This window comes from Paenibacillus arenilitoris, from assembly GCF_014705655.1.
In the GTDB taxonomy this organism is placed as follows: domain Bacteria; phylum Bacillota; class Bacilli; order Paenibacillales; family Paenibacillaceae; genus Pristimantibacillus; species Pristimantibacillus arenilitoris.
The window spans coordinates 59932-86202 of the sequence record NZ_JACXIY010000026.1; the positions used below are offsets into that span (position 1 = coordinate 59932).

The 26271-nt window shown below is 49.5% G+C and carries 15 protein-coding genes; all 15 read left to right on the forward strand.

Going from position 1 to position 26271, the window contains the following annotated elements; translation table 11 throughout:
- The first annotated feature begins 603 nt into the window (after positions 1-603).
- The 15 genes from IDH41_RS20890 (at position 604) to IDH41_RS20960 (ending at position 26219) form a co-directional block, all read left to right on the forward strand.
- A complete protein-coding gene (locus tag IDH41_RS20890; protein ID WP_190864481.1) occupies positions 604-2256 on the forward strand; it encodes an extracellular solute-binding protein in 1653 nt (550 codons plus the stop codon).
- 79 nt (positions 2257-2335) lie between these two features.
- Complete coding sequence (locus tag IDH41_RS20895; RefSeq protein WP_190864483.1) at positions 2336-3253, forward strand: ABC transporter permease; 918 nt, start codon at positions 2336-2338, stop codon at positions 3251-3253.
- Positions 3254-3269: 16 nt separating this feature from the next.
- The gene (locus IDH41_RS20900) at positions 3270-4139 is read left to right on the forward strand and encodes a carbohydrate ABC transporter permease (protein WP_190864485.1); all 870 of its coding nucleotides are present in this window, start codon (positions 3270-3272) and stop codon (positions 4137-4139) included.
- 72 nt (positions 4140-4211) lie between these two features.
- Positions 4212-5939 (forward strand): sensor histidine kinase, encoded by a 1728-nt coding sequence (locus IDH41_RS20905; protein ID WP_190864487.1) that lies wholly within the window; start codon positions 4212-4214, stop codon positions 5937-5939.
- A gap of 2 nt (positions 5940-5941) precedes the next feature.
- Entirely contained in the window at positions 5942-7525 is a 1584-nt protein-coding gene (locus tag IDH41_RS20910) for a response regulator (protein WP_190864489.1), read from the forward strand.
- A 48-nt stretch (positions 7526-7573) separates the two neighbouring features.
- Positions 7574-8857, forward strand: coding sequence for an alpha-L-fucosidase (locus IDH41_RS20915; RefSeq protein WP_190864491.1), 1284 nt, complete (start codon positions 7574-7576; stop codon positions 8855-8857).
- Between the two features lie 219 nt (positions 8858-9076).
- Positions 9077-10612 (forward strand): glycoside hydrolase family 43 protein, encoded by a 1536-nt coding sequence (locus IDH41_RS20920; protein ID WP_190864555.1) that lies wholly within the window; start codon positions 9077-9079, stop codon positions 10610-10612.
- A gap of 186 nt (positions 10613-10798) precedes the next feature.
- The gene (locus IDH41_RS20925; RefSeq protein ID WP_190864493.1) at positions 10799-11758 is read left to right on the forward strand and encodes an ABC transporter permease; all 960 of its coding nucleotides are present in this window, start codon (positions 10799-10801) and stop codon (positions 11756-11758) included.
- A 12-nt stretch (positions 11759-11770) separates the two neighbouring features.
- Entirely contained in the window at positions 11771-12664 is an 894-nt protein-coding gene (locus tag IDH41_RS20930; protein ID WP_190864495.1) for a carbohydrate ABC transporter permease, read from the forward strand.
- A gap of 69 nt (positions 12665-12733) precedes the next feature.
- The gene (locus IDH41_RS20935) at positions 12734-14440 is read left to right on the forward strand and encodes an ABC transporter substrate-binding protein (RefSeq protein WP_190864497.1); all 1707 of its coding nucleotides are present in this window, start codon (positions 12734-12736) and stop codon (positions 14438-14440) included.
- A 740-nt stretch (positions 14441-15180) separates the two neighbouring features.
- Complete coding sequence (locus IDH41_RS20940) at positions 15181-16881, forward strand: ABC transporter substrate-binding protein (RefSeq protein WP_190864499.1); 1701 nt, start codon at positions 15181-15183, stop codon at positions 16879-16881.
- A gap of 241 nt (positions 16882-17122) precedes the next feature.
- Complete coding sequence (locus tag IDH41_RS20945) at positions 17123-19477, forward strand: glycoside hydrolase family 95 protein (RefSeq protein ID WP_190864556.1); 2355 nt, start codon at positions 17123-17125, stop codon at positions 19475-19477.
- Positions 19478-19673: 196 nt separating this feature from the next.
- The gene (locus tag IDH41_RS20950) at positions 19674-20825 is read left to right on the forward strand and encodes an SGNH/GDSL hydrolase family protein (RefSeq protein WP_190864501.1); all 1152 of its coding nucleotides are present in this window, start codon (positions 19674-19676) and stop codon (positions 20823-20825) included.
- A gap of 349 nt (positions 20826-21174) precedes the next feature.
- Positions 21175-25254 carry a cellulase family glycosylhydrolase gene (locus IDH41_RS20955; RefSeq protein WP_223829921.1) on the forward strand — a complete coding sequence of 1360 codons (4080 nt, stop codon included), beginning with the start codon at positions 21175-21177 and terminating at the stop codon, positions 25252-25254.
- A gap of 155 nt (positions 25255-25409) precedes the next feature.
- Positions 25410-26219 carry a polysaccharide deacetylase family protein gene (locus IDH41_RS20960; RefSeq protein ID WP_190864505.1) on the forward strand — a complete coding sequence of 270 codons (810 nt, stop codon included), beginning with the start codon at positions 25410-25412 and terminating at the stop codon, positions 26217-26219.
- Positions 26220-26271: the final 52 nt, after the last annotated feature.

The following is a 26271-nucleotide window of genomic DNA, read 5'->3' on the forward strand; positions in this document are numbered from 1 at the left end:
TCGCCTAAGCTGCACGTTATCAGGGCTATAGCGGCAAAAATGCCTGCAAACGTACATCCTTGGGTCCATCGATGGGGCAATCGGACGAAACGCCTGCGGATGTGCAGGCATTTCAGGAATGCGAAGCTCTTTTCGAGCTTACAGAACGGGAAAAGATGCGCATTCGCAGGCATTTTCTTCGCAGTACGGATGCAGCGACCCAGAAGCCTGCACTTTTGCAGGTTCAAGCGCAAAGCGCGCTGCCAGGGCGCGTCACGCGGCGGCTTCGGCGCTAGGCGCGCCTCTTTTCTGTATAGCTGCCGGAAAACCGTTACGCATAGATGCGTTGATCGTGGCTATCCACGGATGATCTTTGGGCGGGTTTGCGTTGAGGCGCAGAACTGGCCTTTTTCTTTTGCTGCGACTTAAAGCGCTCTGTTTGTTTGAGTAGCAAAGCTTGTGACAGCTATGTTTGAACAGGTTCTAATAGATAGTCCTTTAAATAAATCCAGCGTTAAACTTGCTAATTTTTTTGCATGCTTCTTTTATTTTTATTATATCTCCCAATTTTCGCTCAGACTATAATGATGATGTCAACGGATAAATCAAGAGGGGGATGAAACAATGAAAAGACGTTTAACGGTTGTGAAGAGTTTGTATACAGCTTTGGCGATAAGTGTATTGTTAGCCGGATGCGCATCAAACGGTTCCGCAGGCAAAGAAAATGGAAGCACAGCCAATTCGGGGGCGGGAGGCGACTCCGGCGCGAATGAGGCGGTTACGATTACGACGGCTCGTATTGTCGGCGGAGACGTGACATTTAAAAATGGCGAAGATATCGATAACAACGTGCATTACAAATGGGCGAAGGATGAGCTGGGCATCATTCTCAAGAACGATTGGACGGTAGGAACCGGAGACGCATTTACAACGAAATTACGCTTGATGGTAAATACGAATGAGAAGCTTCCCGATGTATTCCGTACCGGGGATCTGAACCTGGCGACTCAATTAATCGACTCCGGCAAGCTGATGGATATTACGGAAGCATTTGAGCAATACGCATCCCCGCGTCTTAAGGCATTGTTTGAACAATACCCGCAGCTCTGGTATCCGGTAACGGTGGATGGAAGACGTTACGGGCTTCCGATAACGAATGCGGTCAGTTCGTCGAATGTGCTCTGGATCCGGCAGGATTGGCTTGATAAGCTTCATCTTGATGCTCCCGAAACGATGGAAGAGCTTGAGCAGGTTATGGATGCATTCACCAATCAAGATCCCGACGGCAATAACAAGAACGATACGATTGGAATGTCCGTATCGCTGCGCAACGGCGTAGCCACATGGATGGCCTCCTCTGACTTTATTTTCGGCAAAGCCGCTATGCCGACCAGTTGGAATAAAGGACCGGACGGGAAACTGCAATACGGCTCAGTCCAGCCTTCGGTCAAGGAGGGCGTATCCAAGCTAGCCAAATGGATGAAGAAGGGTTACCTTGACAAAGACGCCGGAACATTAGACGAAAGCAAAGCGGTTGAAAGCTTTATCCAAGGAAGATCGGGTATGGTATTCGGTCCGACCTGGATGGCTAGCGGATGGCCGTTCACCGCGGATATGAACTTCGATTACAAAGCGATTCCACTGCCGTCAGGCATTGACGGACAGCAGGGCTTCATGGCGGAACAGTTGACTTCCATGCAGTTCTACTTTAACAAGGATTTCAAGCACATGGATCGTTTTTTCGTGTATTTGGATAAAATTATGGGTCCAGGCTTCTACGATACCGAATCGGAATTTGCGAACGGTTGGGCGGAAGGCTACGACTATGTGATGGAAAACGGCGAGCCGGTGTATGATCACGACAAAATACCCGGAGGTTTCACAGACGCCAAAAAATATACCCTTTTCTACAATGATATTCAAACGCCAAAGATGGAATTAGAGGTTATGGCTAAACTCGGAGAAGGCAATGCTCCGGAAACGTCATATGATAAGCAGTTTGCGAGCCGGGACAAGCGGTGGCAGGAGGGGGCGGCTGTACTGAAAACCTACATGGACAAAGCTTCCGTACTGAATGAAATGACTGGACCTCCAACGCCGGCAATGTCCAAGAAAAGCGAACTTCTCAAAAAGATGGAAAACGAAACCTTTTTGAAAATTATTTACGGAAGCTCGCCGATTGAATCATTTGATACATTCGTTGAGCAATGGAAGAAAGCGGGCGGCGATGAAATTACGAAAGAAGTAAATGAGTGGTACGCGTCTGTGATCGAATAATGCCGAATGACGGACCTTGAGGGAGGAGCCTCTTTCAAGGTCCGTCTGTATTCGCAATCTACATGGGGGTGTGAGAAGGATGTCAGTCCGTACGGAAGGGAAGAAACAGTCGAGGTTCATCAAGGATTTGCCGATTCATTTATTTATTTTGCCATCGATTATTCTGCTGCTCATTTTTAACTACATGCCAATGGCGGGGATCATTCTTGCTTTTCAAGACTATAAGCCGCGACTCGGGTTGTTCCATTCGCCGTGGGTCGGCTTGGAGCATTTCCGTTACCTGTTTACGTATCCGGACAGCAAGCAGGTCATTTGGAATACGTTTCTAATTGCCTCTTTAAAAATAGTTGCCAATACCGTCATCCCGATTGGATTTGCATTGCTGCTCAATGAAATCCGCTTACTTGTTTTTAAACGGTCCGTGCAGACGCTCGTATATTTACCCCATTTTTTGTCCTGGGTCATATTGGGGGGGATCTTGACCGATCTGCTCTCCAATAAAGGATTAGCGAATCAAGCGTTAGGCTGGCTTGGGATTCCGTCTATCTATTTCCTAGGGGATGGCGATTGGTTCCGGTTCACCTTAATTGTCAGCGATGTCTGGAAGGAGTTTGGTTTCTCTACGATTGTATACCTTGCCGCTCTTACCGGCGTAAACCAATCCTTATATGAGGCGGCCGAGATCGATGGAGCCGGGCGTTGGAAGCAAACGCTCAACATCACTCTTCCGGCGCTCATTCCGGTTATTGTCGTCATTATGACCCTTTCCCTCGGCAATATTCTGAACGCGGGATTTGATCAAATCTTCAATTTGTATAACCCATTGGTCTACCGTGAGGGAGACATTATCGATACGTTTGTATATCGCGTGGGCTTAATGAACGGATCGTTCAGCTTTGCGACTGCTGTAGGGTTGTTTAAGTCGGTCGTCAGCTTTATTTTGATCGTCGTCTCCTACACGATTGCCTATCGATGGGGGAATTATCGGATTTTTTAAGAAGGAGTGAACAATTGTGTATCGTAAAACAATGCCGTATAAAATATTTAATGGCTGCAATATTCTATTTCTAGGTTTAATGGCATTGCTGTGCATTCTGCCGCTCATACATGTTCTCGCCGTATCGTTCAGCTCCAGCGCGGCGGCAACGGCCAATATCGTGACGCTTTGGCCGGTCGATTTTACCTTTGTGGCCTATCAAAAAACATTTGATAATCCCTTGTTTCTGAATTCCCTTGTTTACGCTGTTGCGCGAACGGTGTCGGGAACCTTGCTGACGATGTTGCTGACGATATCGGCGGCCTATGGATTGTCCAAGTCCTTCCCGGGAAGAACGGCATATTCCTGGATCATTGTATTTACGATGTTGTTTAACGGCGGTTTGATCCCATCGTACATGGTCGTTACGAATCTGCAATTAACCAATACGCTCTGGGCACTTATTCTGCCCTCGGCCGTGAGCGTATTCAATACAATTCTAATGATGCAATTTTTCCGCGCCATTCCCAAAGAGCTGGTAGAGGCGTCATCGATCGACGGAGCCGGTTATTTCCGGGTACTAATCAGTATCTTTCTGCCGTTATCGCTTCCATCCATTGCAACCTTATCTTTGTTCTCGATGGTCGGGCACTGGAACTCTTGGTTCGACGGGCTTCTGTATATAACCGACTACCGTAAATACCCTCTGGCTACTTTCTTGCAAACCATCATCCAGAGCGGCGATATGCGCAATACGAGCATCGATCCGTCGGAGCTGGCGGCTTTATCCGAGCGCACGATCCGTTCAGCCCAAATCTTTATTGGAGCGCTGCCGATCCTGCTAGTCTATCCGTTCCTGCAAAAGTACTTCGTGAGCGGTACAACGATGGGCGCCGTAAAGGAATAGACACTTGTCATTCGATTCACGAAAGCTATACATGCGTGGTACCATTTAGGGAAACGGCAGGGGGATGAAGGATTGAAGCATACATTGTTTAGAAAAATACTTCTGACGTTAAGCCTGTTTCTTGTTGTGGTATTGCTTCTGTATAGCTATTCCAACGCCATGCACGAAAAGCTTATCAAAAAACAAATCAGGGATTCTTCCACGGACCAATTGTCCTTCTTCGCGGATCAGGTTAATCGTACGGTCTTGCAGTTGGAGACGTTCTCCAAAATTATTCTTCGGGATCCGAATGTGATTGAGTTTCCCGCCTTGCCGCTTCTGGATGACGAGTATGAGATCATGAGTAAAAAGTCGACCATTCTGGAAAAATTGATCCTGCAAAGCACATCCGCCGTATGGGCGAACTACATCACCGTATATGCACCTGAAATCGGTCAAACAATATCGACAACCGTCGAATCGGCGACCGGCACCGGCAACGAGGAATTGGAAATGCTGGCTCGGAAAAATTGGAATTATCGTCTCTCGAATGGAAATACAGGCGAAGGCGAGTTCGTTCATATCAGTGTGGAGCCTTACAATATGACCGAGAATATCAATCAAGCAAACACTGTCGTGGAGATACGATTCTCGGCCCGTAATATAGTAGAGATGCTCAATCGGTTCAACGAAGAAGGAAGAGGAAATCCATTGTTCTACCAGCGCGGATATCCATCCATCACCAACAGCACGTTCGACCAGCGTCTGCTAGCTGAGGTGAATCAGTACATGGACAATAGTCTTCTCCGGGAGAGAGGGGATGAGGTCGTACACTTTCAGGACGTCACTTATTTGATCACGTATACGGAAATTTCCAGCCTGCAAAGTTACGTCGTAAATCTGGTGCCGATAGACGAAATTATGAAGCCGATTCGATTAAATAATTACTATGTGTATGGCTCCATCTGCCTCATGCTGATCGTTAGCATTATCGTCTCCTGGATTATTTATCTGAATCTCCAAGTTCCGTTGCGGGCGCTCGTGAAAGGCGTTCAACGAATAAAGCGAGGTCAATACGGCATGCTCGTGGATGTTCCCGTCAAAAATGAGTTTCAGTTCATTATTGCGCGCTTTAATGAGATGTCCTTCGAAATCCAGGAGCTTGTTGAGAATGTGCTCGAGGAAAAAATAAGAGCCGGCGAAGCGGAGCTTAAGCAGCTTCAATCTCAAATAAACCCTCATTTTCTATATAACAGCTTAACCTATATGGTTAATATGACGAAGATGGATCGGAAGGAAGCCGCCTTGCAAATGGGCTATCATCTGGCCGATTTCTACAGATACGCGACCAGGGTTGAACAGCAGGAAGTCATGCTTGCGGATGAAATCAAGACGGCCCGCGATTATTTGAGCATACATTGCCTCCGCCTCGAACGGATGAGGTATGACATTACGATTGACGAATCCATGAATGCCCTTCCCATGCCGCGCTTGATCCTGCAGCCAATTGTCGAGAATGCGCTGATACATGGAATTGAACAAATGGCCGGAGAAGCCGTTATCACCATTTCCGCTTCCCGCGTAGACGATTGCTTCCGACTTATCGTGGAAGATAACGGGGGGAAATTGACAGAGCCGCAGGTGCAAGAGTTGCGGAATCTGCTTATGAACGCTTATCCAATTGAACAGACTGGCTGCGGATTGTCGAATGTACACCGCAGATTGCAGCTTCGATTCGGAAGAGACGCGGGCTTAAGCTTGTCCCTATCCCCTTCCAATGGGCTGATTGTGGAGTTGAAATGGAAATGGGAGGGGCCCTGATCGTGACTAGATTGCTAATCGTAGACGACGAGAATTATTTGGTTGAAAGCATGCTGAGCAGCATTCCATGGGAGATGTCAGGTGTCACGGATGTCGCAGGCGCTTATTCGGCTAATGAGGCATTAGCGTTGCTTGAGGAAGATGACTTCGATATCGTGATTACGGACGTAAAAATGCCGGAAATGGACGGTCTGGAATTAACGGCCGCCATAAAAAAAAGATGGAAATACGTAAAATGCATTTTGCTGTCCGGATATGCGGAATTTGAGTTAGTTAAGGCAGGTCTTCAGCATGAAGCAAGCGACTACTTGTTAAAGCCTGTCCGCGATGAAGTGTTATTGGCACGAGTCAAAGAACTGGCGGCCGTTCAGCAGAGGGAGAAGGAACAAGAGCGGGCGTATCTGGATTCCAAAGCTTTTCTGCATCAAAGCGTGCCGTTACTGCGCTTGAAACTGCTGAATGATCTGATATTTGGAAATCATCCATCCCAGAAGCAATTATCGGAACAGATGTTACGATATGAAATCGGCATTCGGATCGGCGATTATGTGTCTATTCTTCTCATACGGATCGAGCACGAAGCACAGGAACCGAAAGGGACAGACGACAAGCTTATGACCTTCGCGGTAACCAATATTTTGGAGGAGCTTCTTGCAGAGGGATATGAACAATGGGCTGGTGAGGATTTATACGGTCATTTATTGTTTGTCGTTAAACAGAAGGAGATAGTTGCGGAGACGGAGTCTCTTGCCCAAATTGCCGATCATTTGCTAAGAATCGTAAGGAAGTTGTACAAGCTCACGGTATCCGTCATTATATGTCCTCCCGATATTTTTCCCGGCTGCATGCAATCGTCTTATCAACAAGGCGTCGCTTCGTTTCGCCGTTACCTGGGAGAAGAACGGGATACCATTGTTACGATTGGGTCGCAACACCCGAATCGGGATCCGTCTGTACTTACGTCCCTGCACAGGCTCCCGTTATTTGTGCATTTGCTAGAGGCCGGTCAATGGGATTCAGCCGCAAGTAAACTTCAGGAAGTCGTCAACGAATGGCGGCAATTGTTTGACGGGTCTTATGAGCATTTGATGGAAATATACCATAGTCTGTCTGCGGATTTCTTTTATTATGTTCTAAAGAACGGTGAAAAAATAACGGATTATCACTTGTTAAGCGGCATTAAGCTTCATACGATAGAGGACTTATATAAATGGGCTTCGGAACTGATCGCAAGATTGCAATCGGCAATGAATGACGATGTATCGCGACATCGCAGATCGCTCGTGTCACAGGTTCAAATGTACGTACAAGAGAATTTAGGGCACGATTTATCCCTCCAGTCCATATCAGAACATGTTCACATGCACCCGGTCCATTTGTCTAAAGTGTACAAAAATGATACCGGCGAAAATATTTCCGATTATGTATTGCGGTTGCGCATGGAGCAAGCAGTGACGTTGCTGCATAATCGCGAATTGAAAGTCTACGAAATCGCCGAACAAGTTGGATACAAAAATCCGGCCTATTTTATCCGTGTGTTCAAGAATCATTTTAACGTAACGCCGCAAGAATATAGAAACGAATAATGAGCTAAGCCATTCAAAAATGCGAAGAAAAAAGGAGTTTGATTGATTATGTCCATTAAGAAATTGCAAGACGCCGAGCTCGCCTCCATGTTAAAAAGCAGTATTGTATTGAAAAGCAAAGACGGCATCGAGGCTCCGTGGCTGAACCTGAGCGACGAGGACATGCAATGGTGGCGGGATGCGAAGCTCGGTCTTTTCTTCCATTGGGGACTCTACTCCATACTTGGGCGCGGCGAATGGGCGATGTTCAACGAAAAAATTCCCGTAGACGAATATGCGAAGCTGGCGGATGATTTTAATCCTCATGACTGGAATCCGAAGCAGTGGGCCAGTCTGGCTAAGGAAGCAGGTATGCAGTATTCGGTTATGGTAACCCGCCATCACGACGGCTTTGCGCTCTGGGATAGTCCTGGCAGCTATGGACAATTCGACAGCATGCATTCCGCCGCGAAACGCGATTTCGTGAAAGATTATTCGGATGCCTTCCGTGACGCCGGACTACGGGTAGGATTGTATTATTCGCCAATGGATTGGCGTTTCCCTGGATACTTTCAGCCGAAGGAATTGCCTGAAAATGCGGCGTTGATGAAGGATCAATGCTATAAGCAAATCCAGGAGTTGACCACGCGGTTTGGGCAGATCGATATTATGTGGTACGATGGAGGCTGGCTGGCTCATAGCGGAACGGATGCAGACGCGGCTTGGTTCTGGGATCCGGTCAAGCTAAACGAATTGGTAAGAAGCAACCAGCCCAAATGCGTAATCAATCCGCGATCCGGATGGATCGGCGATTTTCAATGCGATGAAGGTTCTCATGAAATTACAGGCAACATCATGCCCATCGACTGGGAGAAATGCTTCACAATCGCCTATCACTGGTCTTATGAATATGAGGAAAGAGTCATGCCGCTGGAATCCATCATCAAACTAATGATTGACTGTTTTGTCCGCGGTGGCAATGTGCTGCTTAACGTTGCCCCTAATCCGAACGGGCAAATACCCGCAAGCCAAGTGAATCGGCTTAAGGAAATTGGAGCATTCATGAAGAAGAACGGGGAAGCGATTTATGCAACTCAGGCAGGGCCGCTCGAGCCGGTAGACAATGTATATGGAATGACATGCAAAGACAATCGCCTGTATTTACATGTTCAGGATATGCCGGCTTTTGAAACCATGGTGTTACCGGCAATTCAGCAGAAAATCATACAGTGTCAATTGCTTGACGGCACTTCGGTTCCTTTCGAGCAAAATGAACATGGGATTTCGATCAAGGTTCCTCAAAATAAATGGGAGCCGCTTGATACCGTCGTCAAGTTGGTTGTGGAAAGCTAAACAGCCTTGAAAAAGTAAAAGCTTCGAAAAAGATCAAATTCCGCGAGCGTAATATAAGCTCGCGGAATTTTTTTAGCTAAGCCAGGCGCCTGAAATATAAATGTCTAAATCATGCTATTCTATGACTTGAAAATCAAGGTGCTAGCTTATGCCGTGTTTTATAATCCGAATGGAAGGGCTTCGGCAATATCAAACTTTAGATTGATTAGGAGTTGTAACATGATGACGACAAGCAGCACCGCGACGTATAGCAATCCGATAATTTCAGGCTTTTATCCCGACCCGAGCATCTGCCGTGTCGAAGATAATTATTATTTGGTAACAAGCTCATTTGGTTATTTCCCCGGAGTTCCTATATTTCATAGCAAGGATCTTGTCAATTGGCGCCAGATCGGACATTGTCTCACTACCGAGCAGCAATTGCCGCTGGCCAACACCTGGTTATCGGGAGGGATTTACGCGCCGACGATCCGCCATCACGACGGCTGGTTCTATATGGTTACGACGAATGTGAGCGGGGTCGGCAACTTCTATGTTCGCAGCCAAGGGCCGGAAGGCCCTTGGTCCGAGATGATACCTGTCGCGCAGGGCGGCATCGATCCTTCTCTATTATTCGATGAAGATGGCAGCGTATTCTTTCAGTCTACTTATGCGGGCAGTGAAGGCTATGGCATTTATCAATGCGAGATTGACATATCGACCGGGCAAATGCTGACAGAGAGCCGTCTGATCTGGAAGGGGACGGGCGGAGCGCATCCGGAAGCGCCTCATCTATACAAGATCAATGGGCTTTATTATTTGTTGATTGCCGAAGGCGGGACGGAATACGGTCATATGGTGACGATTGCGAGAAGCGACGCTCCATACGGACCTTACGAACCATGCCCTCATAACCCGATACTAACCCATAGAAGCCGGAACAGCAGCATTCATGCAACAGGCCATGCCGATCTGGTACAGGCGCATGACGGCAGCTGGTGGGCGGTTTTCTTGGGCATTAGACCGGTCTCCTATCCTTATCGGCATCATTTGGGCAGGGAGACGTTTCTGGCGCCCGTATCATGGACGGCTGACGGCTGGCCCATTATCGGTAATGGGGGAAGCATCGAGAGCGTCATGGATGCTCCTCGGTTGCCGGAGATCCGGTGGCAGACGAACGCAGCCCGAGATGATTTTGACGATTTAACCTTAAGCTTCGATTGGTTGTTCCTGCGAAATCCGGATCCGTCATGCTGGTCGCTCAGCGAATCTCCGGGGAATCTTGTATTGCGCGGAAACAAGACGTCGCTGAGCGATTCCGGCGCCCCAGCCTTTGTAGGCCGTCGTTTGCGCCACTGGTCAAGCAACATCTCCGCCTTGCTGAATTTCGAACCGCAGCACGAAGGCGAGGAAGCCGGACTTACCGTATTTATGAACGATAGCTATCATTACGATCTGGCTGTAAAGCGTCAAGAAGGGCGCAAGGTAGTCGTATTCCGGCGTACCGTAGGAACCTTGATAGCAGAGAGAACGCTGGAGTGCTCGGAGGGCCCTGTCATTCTTAAGGTTGAAGCGCAGCCGGAGTGGTTTCACTTCAAAATTCAGCAGGATTCATCCGATGTTCTTGAAGCGGGATCCGGAGAAACGCATCTTCTCTCAACGGAAGTTGCTGGCGGCTTTACGGGAGTAGTCATTGCGATGTATGCCGTCTGCGAAACGGGGCAAGGCTCTCCGGCGTGCTTTGATTGGTTCGAATATGAGCCATTGAACGGATGATGAACAGCTTCTCTCCGGAGAATCGCTTGTTCAGTAGCTTGATACCTCCGGCCGTTATGGTTCGGAGGTAATTTAATTGAAATGTCTATATCATGCTATTTTATGTCTTGAATATCAAGGTTTACTATCAGTAGTGTTTTTATAATTTTACTGGAGAAGAAGCTTACGAAGCCAGGAGGAGCACAGATGAATCCGCTAACAGAGAGTACCCTGAAAGCAGAGTCGACGCACAAAAGGAACCGGTTCTGGTTCAAAGCATTCCAGCAGCGTTACTTGTACATGATGTCACTTCCGTTTGTGATATGGATTTTTATTTTCAGTTATGTACCAGTATGGGGCTGGCTTACCGCTTTTCAAAATTACAAGCCGAAAGATTCCATTCTGGATCAAAAATGGGTAGGGTTTGCTAATTTTATAGAGTTATTCCAAGATGAAAGATTTTATATCGTTTTGCGAAATACGCTGGCCATGAGCACGATGGGGCTCATTGTAGGCTTCACGGTTCCTGTCCTATTCGCCTTGTTGTTAAACGAGATGAAAGGCCAGTTTTTCAAACGGTCGGTACAAACGATTTCGTATTTGCCTCACTTTGTTTCATGGGTTGTCGTAGCCGGACTCGTATATAAGATGCTTTCGACAGACGGCGGAGCGGTGAACCAATTGCTCATGTGGCTTAACATTATCGACCAGCCTATTCAGTTTATGGCTAAAGGCGATTTGTTCTGGGGAATTGTAACCGTTTCGGATATATGGAAGGAAATGGGCTGGAACTCGATTATTTTCCTGGCAGCGATGGCAGGCATCGATCCCGAGCTTTACGAAGCGTCAACGGTTGACGGCGCAGGCAGATTCCGCAAGATGTGGCATATCACGCTGCCCGGTATTCGTACAACCTTCATGGTCCTATTCATCTTGTCGATCGGACACTTAATCAGTATCGGCTTCGAGAAGCAGTTCTTGCTTGGAAACCCTCTGGTAACCGATTATTCTGAGGTGCTCGATCTGTATGCGCTCAAGTACGGTATTCAAATGGGCCGATACTCGTACGGTACGGCAATCGGTATATTCAATTCCGTAGTCAGCATCCTGTTAGTATTTATTGCGAACGGAATATACAAGAGAGTCGCCAAAGAGTCAGTCATATAGGAGGCGCGGCATATGCAGGGAGTTGTTCAAAAAAATATCGGCGATAAAATATTCGACCTATTCATCTATATATTCATGACGATGGTAGCCATTGCAACCTTATATCCGTTTTTAAACGTACTCGCGATTTCATTCAACGATTCGGTGGATACCGTACGAGGCGGTCTGACGATTTATCCGCGGGAATTTACCTTAAGAAACTATGAAACGATTTTCGGCTTTGAGGGCTTGATAACCGGCTTTAGAAACACCGTCATCCGGACGGTAGCCGGTACGGCAATGGGGGTCGCGGCAGCGTCCATGATGGCTTATACGTTAAGTCGTCCCGATTTTCAAGGCAGAAGATGGATGTCGGTTTTGTTCGCCCTCACGATGTATTTCTCCGGCGGACTCATTCCGGGATTCCTGCTGATGAAATACTTAGGCTTGATCGGCACCTTTTCCGTTTATCTCATTCCTGCACTTCTCAGCGTTTGGAACGTGTTCGTTATCCGCTCGTATATCGACGGGCTTCCGTTCGCGCTTCAAGAATCGGCGAAAATTGACGGCGCAAATGATTGGACTATATTCTGGAGAATTATTCTTCCGCTTTGTCAACCCGTATTGGCGACAATCGCATTATTCATCGCTGTCGGACATTGGAATTCCTGGTTTGATACGTACTTGTTCAATAACAGGAATCCGGAAAATACGACGCTGCAGTACGAGCTGATGAAGGTGCTGCTATCTACGCAGACGGGCAGCAATTACCGCGACCCGAACGCACAGCAAGCGATGGCGGCGGTATCGCCCGAATCCATTAAGATGGCGATTACGATCGTCGTTACCGTACCCATCTTGCTCGTCTATCCATTCCTTCAAAAGTATTTTGTCAAAGGAATGACGCTTGGCGCAGTAAAAAGCTAATTTTGGTAGTATCAGGTTTACCTGTTATATACATGAAATCACGCACATGAAAAAAGGGAGGCATAAGAAATGAAAAGAAAGATGCAATTGGCACTTAGTTTGATGTTGGCACTCGTATTCGTATTCGTCACAGCATGCAGCAGTTCGAATACGGAAGGCGGTAAAGACACGACGACGCCAGAAACAACAAATGCAACAAATGAGTCGGCAACTGAGCCGATCACAATCCGTTTGGCAGCCGGCGGTAACAACCCGAACTGGGATAACATGCAATCCGATATCGGTAAATTTATTAAAGAAAAAACAGGCATTACTATCGAACAAGAATTCCCTGTCGGCGGTAACAATACTGAAATGTTCGCACTTATGGTAGCAAGCAATGAGTATCCGGATCTGGTTATGCCTAGTGGCAGTGAAGGCAAATTGGTTGATGCAGGCGCCTTGCTTGACCTTCGTCCTTTGATCGAAGAGCATGCTCCTAACATTAAAAAGGTTTACGGCGAATATTTTAACCGTCTTCGTTGGAGCAAGGATGATGACGCGATTTATACGCTTTCGCTGACCGGCGTAGGTCATACGTACTTTGATGCAGGCGGCGGATTCCAATTGCAGCACCAAGTGCTTGAAGCAGCCGGCTACCCGGAAATCAAAACCGTCAAGGATTACGAAGCTGCAATCAAAGCCTATATTGAGAAAAACCCGAAAACGGCAGACGGCCAACCGAATATCGGTTTGTCTCTTAACGGCGGGGAATGGCAAATTCTGATTTCCGTAACAGACCCTGCGTTCGGAGCAACCGGCGCTCCGGGCGATGGCGAGTTCTTCATTAATCAAGATACGTATGAAGCAATCATGCACTACCAGCGTCCTGAAGAAAGAGAATATTTCCGTTGGCTGAATCACATGAACGATATCGGCTTGCTAGACCCGGAAAGCTTCGTTCAAAAATACGATCAATACAAAGCAAAAATCGCTTCCGGCCGCGTTCTGGGTCTTATCGACCAACAATGGGATTACGGCCAAGCGGAGAACGCTTTGAAAGCTGAAGGCAAATTCGGTTCGACTTATGCTCGTTTCCCTGTAACATTGAACGAAACTTACCGGGATCATACGTTTCTCCATGGTACTGGTTACCTTCCAGCCCTCGGAATTGGGATTACGAAAGATGCTCAAGATCCGGTTCGTTTGATCAAATTCCTGGACTACCTTGCTTCCGATGAAGGTCAAGTGCTTCTTAACTGGGGGATTGAAGGCAAGCATTACAATGTGGTAGACGGCAAACGCGTCATTCCTGCCGATTTGCTGGAGCAGAAAACAAACGATAACAACACATTTACGAAAACAACGGGTATCGGCAACTATAACCTATCCGCCCGTTACGGCGACGGCGTGAAGGATCCGTCCGGAAACTACTATACGACGACATTCCCTGAGCAGATTCAAGCCGCTTACTCGGAAGAAGACAAAAAGACGCTGGCGGCATACGGCGCAACGACATACAAGGATCTGTGGCCTACTGATGGTGTTTTACCTGATCGCAAATACGGCGCGGCATGGACGCTTGCGTTCGAGACGGGCTCCCAGGCGAACGTTATTTTCCAGAAAACGCAGGATATTATGAAGAAACGCATACCGCAAGCGATTCTGGCGAAGCCGGAAGAGTTCGATAAGATCTATGATCAGTTCCTGAAGGACCTGGAAGACGCCGGCGTTGCAAAGCTGAATGAAGAACTTTCAAAGATGGTGAAGGCCCGCGCTGAGCTTTGGTCGAAATAAGGGCAAGGCGGATAAGCTAACGGCTTGCCATAAGCATACTCTTTATAATTCGAATGGAAGGGCTTCGGTATTATCAAACTTTCGCTCTCAATTATTCGATGAAGATGGCAGCGTATATTTTTAATCTATTTATTCCGGCAGTCGAAGCAGGGTCTGCCGTTGACTCGGCTTTCTTTGTATGGTATTGAATGGGAGCTGCCTACGAGTTTGAGTGGGCGTACAGAAGCTTTATACCTCCGACCGTTATGGTTCGGAGGTATTTTAATTGAAATGTCTATATCATGCTATTTCTTGTCTTGAAAATCAAGGTTTACTATCAGTGGCGTGTTTATGATAGGTACAGACAAGAGAGGGTAAGCTATCGCATGCAAAGAGGAAGCTTACGAAGCCAGGAGGAGCACGGATGAAACCGCTAACAGAGAGTACCCTGAAAGCAGAGTCGACGCTCATAAGGAACGATATGGATTTTTATTTTCAGTTATGTACCAGTAGGGTGCTGGCTTACCGCTTTTCAAAATTACAAACCGTAAAGATTCCATTCTGGATCAGAAATGGGTAGTGTTTGCTAATTTTATAGAGTTATTCCAATATGAAAGATATTATATCGTCTATCCATTCCTTCATAAGTATTTTGTCAAAGGAATGACGCTTGGCGCAGTAAAAAGCTAATTTTGGTAATAACAGGGTTACCTGTTATATACATGAAATCACGCACATGAAAAAAGGGAGGCATAAACGAAATGAAAAGAAAGATGCAAATGGCACTTAGTTTGATGTTGGCACTCGTATTCGTATTCGTCACAGCATGCAGCAGTTCGAATACGGAAGGCGCTAAAGACACGACGACGCCAGAAACAACAAATGCAACAAACGAGCAGCCAGCTGAGCCCATGACGATTCGTTTTGCAACCGGTAACAACCCGAACTGGGATGACATGCAATCCGATATCGGCAAATTTATTAAAGAAAAAACAGGCATTACCATTAAACCGGAATTCCCTGTTGGCGGTTCCAGCGATGAAATGCTCGCGCTTATGGTAGCAAGCGATGAGTATCCGGATCTGGTTGTTCCGGGCAGCGCCACAAACAAAATGGTCGATGCAGGCGCTTTGCTCGACCTTCGTCCTTTGATCGAAGAGCATGCTCCCAACATTAAAAAGGTTTACGGCGAATATTATAACCGTCTTCGTTGGAGCAAGGATGATGACGCGATTTATACGCTTTCGCTGACCGGCGTCGATCATACGTACTTTGATTCAGGCAGCGGTTTCCAATTGCAGCACCAAGTGCTTGAAGCAGCCGGCTACCCGGAAATCAAAACCGTCAAGGATTACGAAGCTGCAATCAAAGCCTATATTGAGAAAAACCCGAAAACGGCAGACGGCCAACCGACTATCGGTTTGTCTCTTAACGGCGGGGAATGGCAAATTCTGATTTCCGTAACAAACCCTGCGTTCTACGCAACTGGAGCACCGGACAATGGCGAGTTCTTCATTAATGAAGATACGTATGAAGCTATTATGCACTACCAGCGTCCTGAAGAAAGAGAATATTTCCGTTGGCTGAATCACATGAACGATATCGGCTTGCTTGACCCGGAAAGCTTCATTCAGAAATACGATCAATACAAAGCAAAAATCGCTTCCGGCCGCGTTCTGGGTCTTATCGACCAGCAATGGGATTACGGCCAAGCGGAGAACGCTTTGAAAGCCGAAGGCAAATTCGGTTCGACATACGCTCGTTTCCCTGTAACATTGAACGAAACGTACCAGGATCATTCCTTCCAAAGAACGGGTTACCTTCCAGCCCTCGGAATTGCGATTACGAAAGATGCTCAAGACCCGGTTCGTCTGATCAAATTCCTGGACTACCTTGCTTCCGATGAAGGTCAAGTGCTTCTCAACTGGGGGATTGAAGGCAAGCATTACAATGTGGTAGACGGCAAACGCGTCATTCCTGCCGATCTGCTGGAGCAGAAAACAAACGATAACAACACATTTACGAAAACAACGGGTATCGGCAACTACAACCTATCCGCCCGTTACGGAGACGGCGTGAAGGATCCGTCCGGAAACTACTACACGACGACATTCCCTGAGCAGATCCAAGCCGCTTACTCGGAAGAAGACAAAAAGACGCTGGCGGCTTACGGCGCAACGACTTACAAGGATCTGTGGCCTTCCGATGATTCGTTCCCTGAACGCAAATACGGCGCGGCATGGACGCTTCCGTTCGAGGCGACTTCCGAGGCGAACGTTATTTTCCAGAAAACGCAGGATATTATGAAGAAACGGATACCGGAAGCGATTCTGGCGAAGCCGGAAGATTTCGATAAGGTCTACGATCAGTTCCTGAAGGACCTGGAAGAAGCAGGCGTTGCGAAGATGAATGAAGAATTTACAAAGATGGTGAAGGACCGCGTTGAGCTTTGGTCGGAATAAATATATTCAAATTCCGCGAGAGTAATAGGCTCGCGGATTTTTTTTCTGCTAAACCATGCCCTTGACATACATAGGGCTAAATCATGCTATTCGATGACCTGAAAATCAAGGTGCATGGTTTATGCCGTGTTTTATCGGCTTGTGAAATCGTCAGAATGAATCTGAACAGTCAGAAAGTTATAATGTCTCTAGTGCAGATAGGTGGAATAACATGGAAAACAACAAACTCATACAAGCGCCCATGCGTTTATGGTACAGACAGCCGGCTGTTGAGTGGACCGAAGCTCTGCCTCTAGGCAACGGCCGGCTCGGAGCTATGGTTTTCGGTCGGCCGGACGAAGAGCTGTTTCAGCTAAATGAAGATACTCTATGGTCATTCCAGCCGCGAGATCCGGTGAATTATGGCACGGCGGCTTACCTCGCTGCTGCGAGAGAGGCTATTACAAGCGGTGCGTACATGCAGGCACAGGAAATAATCGAGCGGCACATGCACGGCCCTCGAACGGAAGCGTACCAGCCGCTTGGCGATTTAAAGCTTAAGCTCGGCGATGGCTCAGGCTCCGTCGAAGCTTATGAACGGCAGCTCGATCTGGACACGGCTGTAAGCAGTGTTACATGCGTGCGTGAAGGCGTCCGTTATACGCAGGAATCATTCATCTCCGCCGCCGATCAGGTATTGGCGATCCGATTGAGCGCAGATCGTCCGGGGAGTATCGATGTGACGGCGTCCCTTGAAACGCCTCATTCGGCGGCTGTCAGCCTGGAAGCCGATAGAGGCATTCTGACGATGAAAGGAAACGGTCCCACGCATCCGAATCCGGAATCGGGACCCGGTGCGTTCGAAAAGCTCATTTACGAAGAACATAAAGGCGTGCGTTTTGAGGTGCAGCTCCTGGCTGTCATCGAGGGGGGGACGAAGGAGAGCGGAAGCCATGCCGAGCTGAGAGCGGTCAATGCCGACGCCGTAACGTTCCTGCTTGCGGCTGGAACGAGCTTTAACGGCTTCGATAAAAATCCGGAGTCCGAGGGCAAAGACCCTGTCGATCAGGTTCGATTCGCGCTGGCTGCGGCCGCCGGATTCTCCTACGAGCAATTGAAACGCCGTCATCTGAAGGATTATCTCAAGCTGTACGACAGGGTAAAGCTTCATCTGGGCGAATCCGATGCCGACCGGCTTCCGACGGACGAACGGCTTGTTCGCGTGCAGCAAGGAGAGAGCGATCCGGGGTTGTCGGCCCTGTACTTCCAATATGGCCGGTATCTGCTTATCGCTTGTTCCCGGCCAGGCACGCAAGCGGCGAATCTGCAAGGGATTTGGAACAAAGACGTAGACCCGGCATGGAGAAGCAATTATACCGTTAACATCAATACGGAAATGAATTACTGGCTGGCGGAGACGTGCAACCTGGAGGAATGCCACGAGCCGTTGTTCGATCTGCTTGAAGGTCTCCGCGTCAGCGGCCGAAGAACGGCGGAAATTCATTACGGTTGCCGCGGGTGGACTGCCCATCACAACGTGGATCTGTGGAGAATGTCGACGCCCGCCGCCGGTTCCGCAAGCTGGGCGTTCTGGCCGATGGGCGGCGCATGGCTCTGCAGGCATCTGTGGGAGCGGTATTTGTTCGAAAGAGATACGGAATTTCTTGCCGACAAAGCGTATCCCATCATGCGGGAGGCTGCCTTGTTCTGCCTCGATTGGTTGATCGAAGACGGCGAGGGCCATCTGGTTACGTCGCCGTCTACATCGCCGGAAAATATGTTTCTCGATGTCGAAGGCAGAGCGTGTGCGGTCAGCATGGGGACGACAATGGACACCGCCATTATCCGCGAGCTGTTCACGAATTGCATTGAAGCGAGCGCGCTGCTGAACGCAGATGCCGAGCTGCGAAGCGAATGGGAGGCCGCGCTTGCCCGTCTGCTGCCATATCGCATCGGCCGGCACGGCCAGTTGCTGGAATGGTTCCGCGAGTTCGAGGAGCACGAGCCGGGCCACCGTCATATCTCGCATCTGTACGGATTTTATCCTGGGGATCAGATCGATCTGCACCGAGATCCGGTGCTGACGGAGGCCGTGCGCACCTCTCTCGAACGTCGTCTGCAGCACGGCGGCGGGCATACCGGATGGAGCTGCGCCTGGATCATTAACGTCTGGGCCCGGCTCTCGGATGCAGAGAACGCGTATCGGTATGTGCAAACCTTATTCGCCAAGTCGTCCTATCCGAATTTGTTCGATGCGCATCCGCCGTTCCAGATCGACGGCAATTTCGGCGGCGCCGCCGGTATCGCGGAGATGCTGCTCCAGAGTCATGGCGGCGAAATCCGTCTGCTTCCGGCACTTCCGGCAGCGTGGTCGACCGGCTTTGTCAGCGGCCTGCGAGCGCGGGGCGGCTTCGAGGTTGATATGGTATGGACAGACGGTCATATAGTCGATGCCGAACTGAGAGCGACGCGGGATGCTCTGTGCAGCATACGCGTTCCGAGCGCCATTCGCGTCACGCGGGCAGACGGCTCTGTGCTGGCTGAAAGCGACGGAGCGTCGATCGTGAAGCTTCAAGCGGTCGCAGGGGAGAAGTATTCGATTAGGGCATTACGATAAACGAGTGAAGAATGGAGGCCATATGCGTACAATTGAATTATGGCCGGGCGCATCCGAAGAAAGCATCGGCGATGTGAACCAGGGATGTCCGAGCTTGCATGCATACCCCGAAGGCTTGGCCGGAGCTCTGCGAGGCATGGCTATGAAAACGAAATTTTATGTGTTGACGGAACACTAGACAGGGGGAAATATATTTATGTGGTGGAACTCTTATGCTTCGGCGACGGTTCAATCTACGGCCAAAAATTTTATTAGGAGTAGCGATTCCGCTTTTACTCATACGTACAGAGCTTATATCAAGACAACGGAATGCGGGGAATTAAAGCTGAGATTCTGGTGCAGCAATCTGGTGGATTCTACATGGGCAGACGGCTCTGAATCGAGCGCCAATCTGATTGGGGGCACGTGGAAAATCGAGTCCGCATACATTGCCGATGGCGGGAGGCTGCCTGACGGAAGCGTAGTAGAGGGGACGCAAGTTCCGGTAACGTTCGATTCGTCGGTCGCCAGGCTGGTTATGCCGGGAGAGCAGTTTTGGAGCGATGCCGCCCGGATCAATATTCCGAAGGATCATTATTTGGCATATTCGTGGACAGTTACGACATTGTCCGCCGGCGTAAGCTTTCCCTACAATACGGAAGGCCCATTGGTGTCCGCCTACGATGCGCCCGGGCATGCGGCCGGTCAAATCAGCGCCGATGGTTTCCAGCAATCAGGCAATTGTCTATTTCTGCCGGATTTCATCGGCTGCGAGCGTGAGGCAGCAAAGCGTATTGCGTTCTTGGGCGATTCCATCACTCAAGGCGTGCGAACGCGCCCTGACGCCTATGAATTCTGGGTTGCCCGCATTGCGGAGGGGCTTGGTTCCGAAAACAGTGTATGGAATCTTGGCTCGGGATGGGCGCGAGCTTACGATGCTGCAACCAACAAGGCTTGGCTGAGCAAAGCCAAGCTAAACGATGAGGTTGTCATTGCTTTGGGGGTCAACGATATAGGTACGACCGGACGAAGCGCCTCTCAACTGCTCGGGGATCTGCAAACCATTGTGTCCAGCCTTAAAGGAAGCCATAACGAGATGTCGGTCATCCTTTGCACGGTACCCACATTCAATTTTACCGAGGAGCAAGAGCTTGTCTGGCGAATTGTGAATCAGGCCATACGAAGCCGTGCTATTACTGGAGTCGATCGTATATTCGATATTGCGGAAGTACTCTCTCAGGAGGCTCCTCGCGATAACCTGCTTATTCCCGAATATATGTCGAACGAGTTCGACGCGCATCCGAATGGCGAAGCAGGGGCTGCTGTTGCCCTGGCATTCTTGGCATGGTATGGAATGGGAGATGACTAATCGACAAGGCAAAAAGCACAGAAAAGGATAGATCACAACAAGGCACCGGGCCGCTCCCTTACGAAGCCATGGTGCTTTGTTTGTTTTTTTTGTAAAAAAAACAAAAATTAACTAGACCAAATCATGCTATACCATGTCCAAAAAATCAAGGTTCACTATTCAACCTGTTGATAAAGTAATGATGTATCAAAATATGTGAAATGAGGAGGAGTGGTTGTTGAAAACATGAAAACGTTTACATCAAATGTTTTCAACAAGAGCTAGCGGTATGAACGCAAGAAGAAAACGATTGAAAAAGGAGATTAGTTTGATGAAAACAAGGAGAAAGTCGCGTGGCTTCACCCAAAAAATGATTTCCTTATGTAAGTCCGCTTCACTTCTGGTCACGGCCGCAGCATTGACGGTAAGCATGGGCCCTTCGTTCTCGAAGGTACCCGACAAGGCATTCGCAGCGGATTCGACCGGAAGCGAAGCAGCGGCCGTGCAGTCGGATATCGTGCCAGTGAAATCGCAAGCCTATGATTGGGGCAGGGTGAAGATCGTCGGAGGCGGGTTCATTCCGGGCATTATTTTCAACGAGAAGGAGAAGGATCTCATCTATGCCCGCACGGACATGGGAGGCGCGTATCGCTGGGACCCGGCGACCAAGACATGGATTCAGTTGCTGGAATGGGTGAGCCTGGAAGACTGGAACCTGTCGGGCGTAGAGAGTATAGCTACCGACCCTGTCGATCCGAATCGCGTCTATATTGCGGCCGGCACCTACTCGAACGACTGGGTGCAGTCGAACGGCTACATTCTTCGTTCGCAGGACCGCGGGCAAACGTGGGAGAAGACCGAAATGCCGTTCAAATTCGGCGGCAACATGCCCGGCCGTTCCATGGGCGAACGTCTGGCTGTCGACCCGAACGATAACCGGATCCTTTACCTGGGAGCCCGCAACGGGAACGGATTGTGGAAGAGCGAGGACTATGGAGCGACATGGCATAAGGTGAGCAGCTTCACTTCGGTCGGCAACGTGAATGATAGCTACGGCGGCAATGTCGGCCCCGTATGGATCACCTTTGATCCTTCGACGGGCTCAGCAGGCCATGCGACGCAGACGATTTATGTCGGCTTGGCGGATACGCAGTCGAGCATTTATAAGTCGGTCGACGGCGGCGCGACCTGGGAGCCGGTAGCGGGCCAGCCGACTCAGGGCTTCCTGCCCCACCACGGAACGCTGGGTTCGAACGGCATGCTGTACGTAACATACAACTCGTCCATCGGACCGTACGACGCCGGCACTGGCGCGGTTTGGAAGCTGAATACGATGACGGGCGAGTGGACGGACATCACCCCGGACGGAGTCGGCAATACGAGCAAGCCGTACGGCGGTCTCGCCGTTGACCCTCAAAATCCCGATACGCTGATGGTTGCCTCGATGAACGTATGGTGGCCGGACAATTTCATTTACCGCAGTACAGACGGCGGGCAAACATGGAAGAACCTGTGGCAGTTCACCGAGTATCCGAAGCGCGACAACCGGTACACGATCGATTACTCGATCTCGCCATGGCTCGATTGGGGCATTCAGCGCGACCCGGAGACTGACCCGGAAACCTCGCCGAAGCTTGGCTGGATGATCGGCGACCTGGAGATCGATCCGTTCAACTCGGACCGGATCATGTACGGTACCGGTGCGACGCTGTTCGGCTCCGAGAACATGACCGATTTCGACAAGGGCGAGAAAATCGGGATCTCCGTCATGGCGAACGGAATTGAAGAGACCGCGATTCTGGGCTTGATCAGTCCTCCATCCGGGGCGCCGCTCATCAGCTCAATGGGCGATATCGGCGGGTTCCGTCATGAAGACCTGAATAAGGCGCCGCAAATGATCACAAATCCTTATATCGTATCAAGCACCGATCTGGACTACGCGGAGACGAATCCGAACTTGATCGTGCGCGTCGGCCATGCATCGAACCTAGACGCGCGGATGGGCGTATCGACAGACAACGGCGTCACCTGGACGCCGGCGGCCAATGCCTGGCAGGCGGCGGATGGCGACCATACGAGCGGAGAATGGGTCGCGGTCAGCGCGAACGGCGATACGATTCTATGGGCTCCGGATGGCGACGGCGACCGGCCGGTAAGCTACTCTACCGACCTTGGCCAGACGTGGACAGCCTCGACAGGCATCCCGCAAGGCTCCGTCGTCTCTTCGGACCGTATCAATCCGGACAAATTCTACGGGTTCCATGAGGGGACGTTCTATGTCAGCACGGACGGCGGCGCCAGCTTCACGGCTTCGGCTGCTACCGGACTGCCGCAAAATCTGAGTGGCAAGTTCAAGGCTGCTCCTACGGCTGAAGGCGATATCTGGCTTGCCAGCGAGAATGGACTATTCCGTTCGACGGATTCGGGAGCGAGCTTCCAGAAGCTAACGGGCGTTGATGCGGCGGTATCCGTCGGTTTCGGCAAAGAAGCGCCGGGCAAAACGTATAAGACGATCTATGCCGGACTGAGAGTAAACGGCGGCAAGTACGGGTTCTACCGCTCGGAGGACGAAGGAGCGAGCTGGATCCGCATGAATGACGATCAGCATCAATTCGCGAATGCAAGAGGGACGATTACCGGCGATGGACAAGTATACGGCCGGGTCTATATCGGAACGAACGGTATGGGCATCGTCCGCGGCGATATTAAACAGGGTGCGCCGGTAGTCACGCCGGCCATGCCAATGCGAGATATCACAACAATGGAGCTCGTCAAAGAAATGGGAATCGGCATTAATCTGGGCAACACGTTAGAATCGACAGGCAGCTGGATTGATGGCAGCAGTGTTTCTAATTATGAAAGGGCCTGGGGCAGTCCCATTATTACGAAGGAAATGATTCAAGGTTATGCGAGCGAAGGTTTTGGCGTCCTTCGAATTCCTGTAGCGTGGTCCAATATGATGGGCGAGGATTACACGATCAATCCTGACTATCTGGCCCGGGCAAAAGAAGTTGCGGATTGGGCACTGGATAGCGGTATGTACGTTATTCTGAATCTTCACTGGGACGGCGGCTGGTTTGAGAAGTTTCCGTCAGAAAAAGAAGAATCGATGTACAAATATACACGCATATGGACGCAGCTGACAGACGCATTTAGAGACTATGACGATCATCTGATGTTCGAGTCTTTCAATGAAGAAGGCATATGGTTTGATTTATGGAACTATTACAGCGGTCAAGAAACCATAGTCGACGGCAGAAAAAAAGCCTATGCGTTGCTGAATGAGATCAATCAGACATTCGTAGATATTGTGCGTGGTTCCGGAGGCAACAATGAACGACGACATCTGTTGATTGGCGGTTATGGAACCGATTTTGAGAAAACCGCTGATCAACTCTATAAGATGCCAAACGATCCTCAAAATCGCATTGCGGTATCGGTCCATTATTACCATCCTTCAACATTTGCTATTATCGATGAGGATGTGGAATGGGGAAAAGCGGATCCGGAATGGGGAACGGAGGAAGACTTCGCTGAGCTGAACAGGCTCATGGATATGGTGAAGACACGTTTCATCGACGAAGGCATCCCCGTTATCATGGGGGAATTTGGTGTAGCAATAAGAAATAAGACACCAGAAATGATACGGCTTTATCTTACGTCGGTGGCCGAGGCCGCATATTCAAGGGGATTTACCCCGGTTTTATGGGATATTACAAATGTATTTTACAACCGAACTACAAATGAAATGATGGATAAGGTGCTGCTTGAGCAGCTTATGGCTGTCAAGGATACGACGGAGCCAATGCCTAATTCGGCTCCATCCGCCTCGATCACCTCGTATGAGGATGGCCAAGCGATCAATCAGAATAGTCCGCAGATCGACTGGATGTCCCATGACGAAGATGCTTCGGACGTTCAAGCCGCTTATCAGGTGCAAGCCTCGAATGATGCTTGGGAGACGGTCGCAGTGGATAGCGGGGAACTTGAGGGCGCAACGAATTCTTACACATTGGACGAATTGGCAGACGGAACCTGGTCGATCAAGGTTCGTGTGAAAGATAATCAAGGCGCTTGGTCGGAATGGGCGTACAGAAGCTTGGTCATTGATACGGTTCCTCCAACCCTGAATGTTTTCATGGATAAGGAGACCTTGTGGCCGGCCAACAACAAGCTGGTTAAAGTAACGGCAACTGTTGAGACGGATGTTGAGCTGTCTCAGGTGGAATTGCTCTCCATTACGCCGAGCGTAGAAGTCGACCGATACGAATCTATGGTACAAGGAGCTGAATTCGGCACATTCGATACGGAATTCAAGCTGCTGGCCAAAAAAGCAAAGGGTAAAGAGCCTCTAGTCTATACGATTACTTATAAAGCGATAGATCAAGCAGGGAATGTTACGGAAGCATCCGCCACCGTTAAGGTTCCCCATGATCAAGGAAAAAAATAATCCTCTATAGGAACTGGATACCTCCGACCGAAATGGTTCGGAGGTATTTCAGGTGCAATGTCTATATCATGCTGTTTCATGTCTTGAAAATCAAGGTCTACGATTAGTAGTGTGTTATTATCGTTAGTGCAGTACTCACTCGAGGAGGAGTTATAATGGGAAACGTGAGCATTCGATTCGACCGGTTTCCGGGAGGGCTTAGCAAGGCGGTCGCGTTTAGTTTCGACGATGGCCGCGATCAAGACAGGAGGCTGGTGCAGGCTTTTAACCGATATGGCCTCAAAGGAACGTTCCATCTGAATTCCGGCAAATTCGGTCAGGAAGGCTATATCAATGCCGAAGAAGTGGCGGACTTATTTCGCGGCCACGAGATTTCGGCCCATACCGTCACGCATCCCTTCCTGGAGCAGTCCCCGGACGACCAGATTGCGGAGGAGCTGATCGCGGATCGCCGAAATCTGGAGGCGATCACGGGATATCCTGTACGCGGTATGAGTTATCCGTTCGGCACCTACAACGACCGCGTTGTGCGCGCGCTGCCGGTGCTCGGTATCGAATATGCCCGCACCGTCCAGAGCCACGGCGGCTTCCACATGCCGGATGATCCGCTGAAATGGCATCCGACCTGCCATCATAAGGAGATGTTGGAGAAAATCGAACAGTTGCTGGCTTCTAATAGCTGGTTTAGCCGCATGGAGCTATTGTTCATCTGGGGCCATAGCTACGAATTCGACCACGATGATAACTGGGAGCTGATGGATAGGGCAGGCGAACTGCTCGGCGGCGAGGAGTCGATCTGGAAAGCGTCGATGACGGATATTGTATCCTACCAGAATGCGCTCAAAGCGCTCCGTTTCTCGGTTGATCGAAGCGTGGTGCATAATCCGAATGCCCTTGAGGTTTGGGTTAGCGCAGACGGCGAAGCCGTCCGTATTGCGGCAGGCGAAACGAAGAGGCTGCGATAGCAAGCGAAAGTTTTCTAAAAAAAACAAAAATTTTGGCAAGGTACCGGGTCGC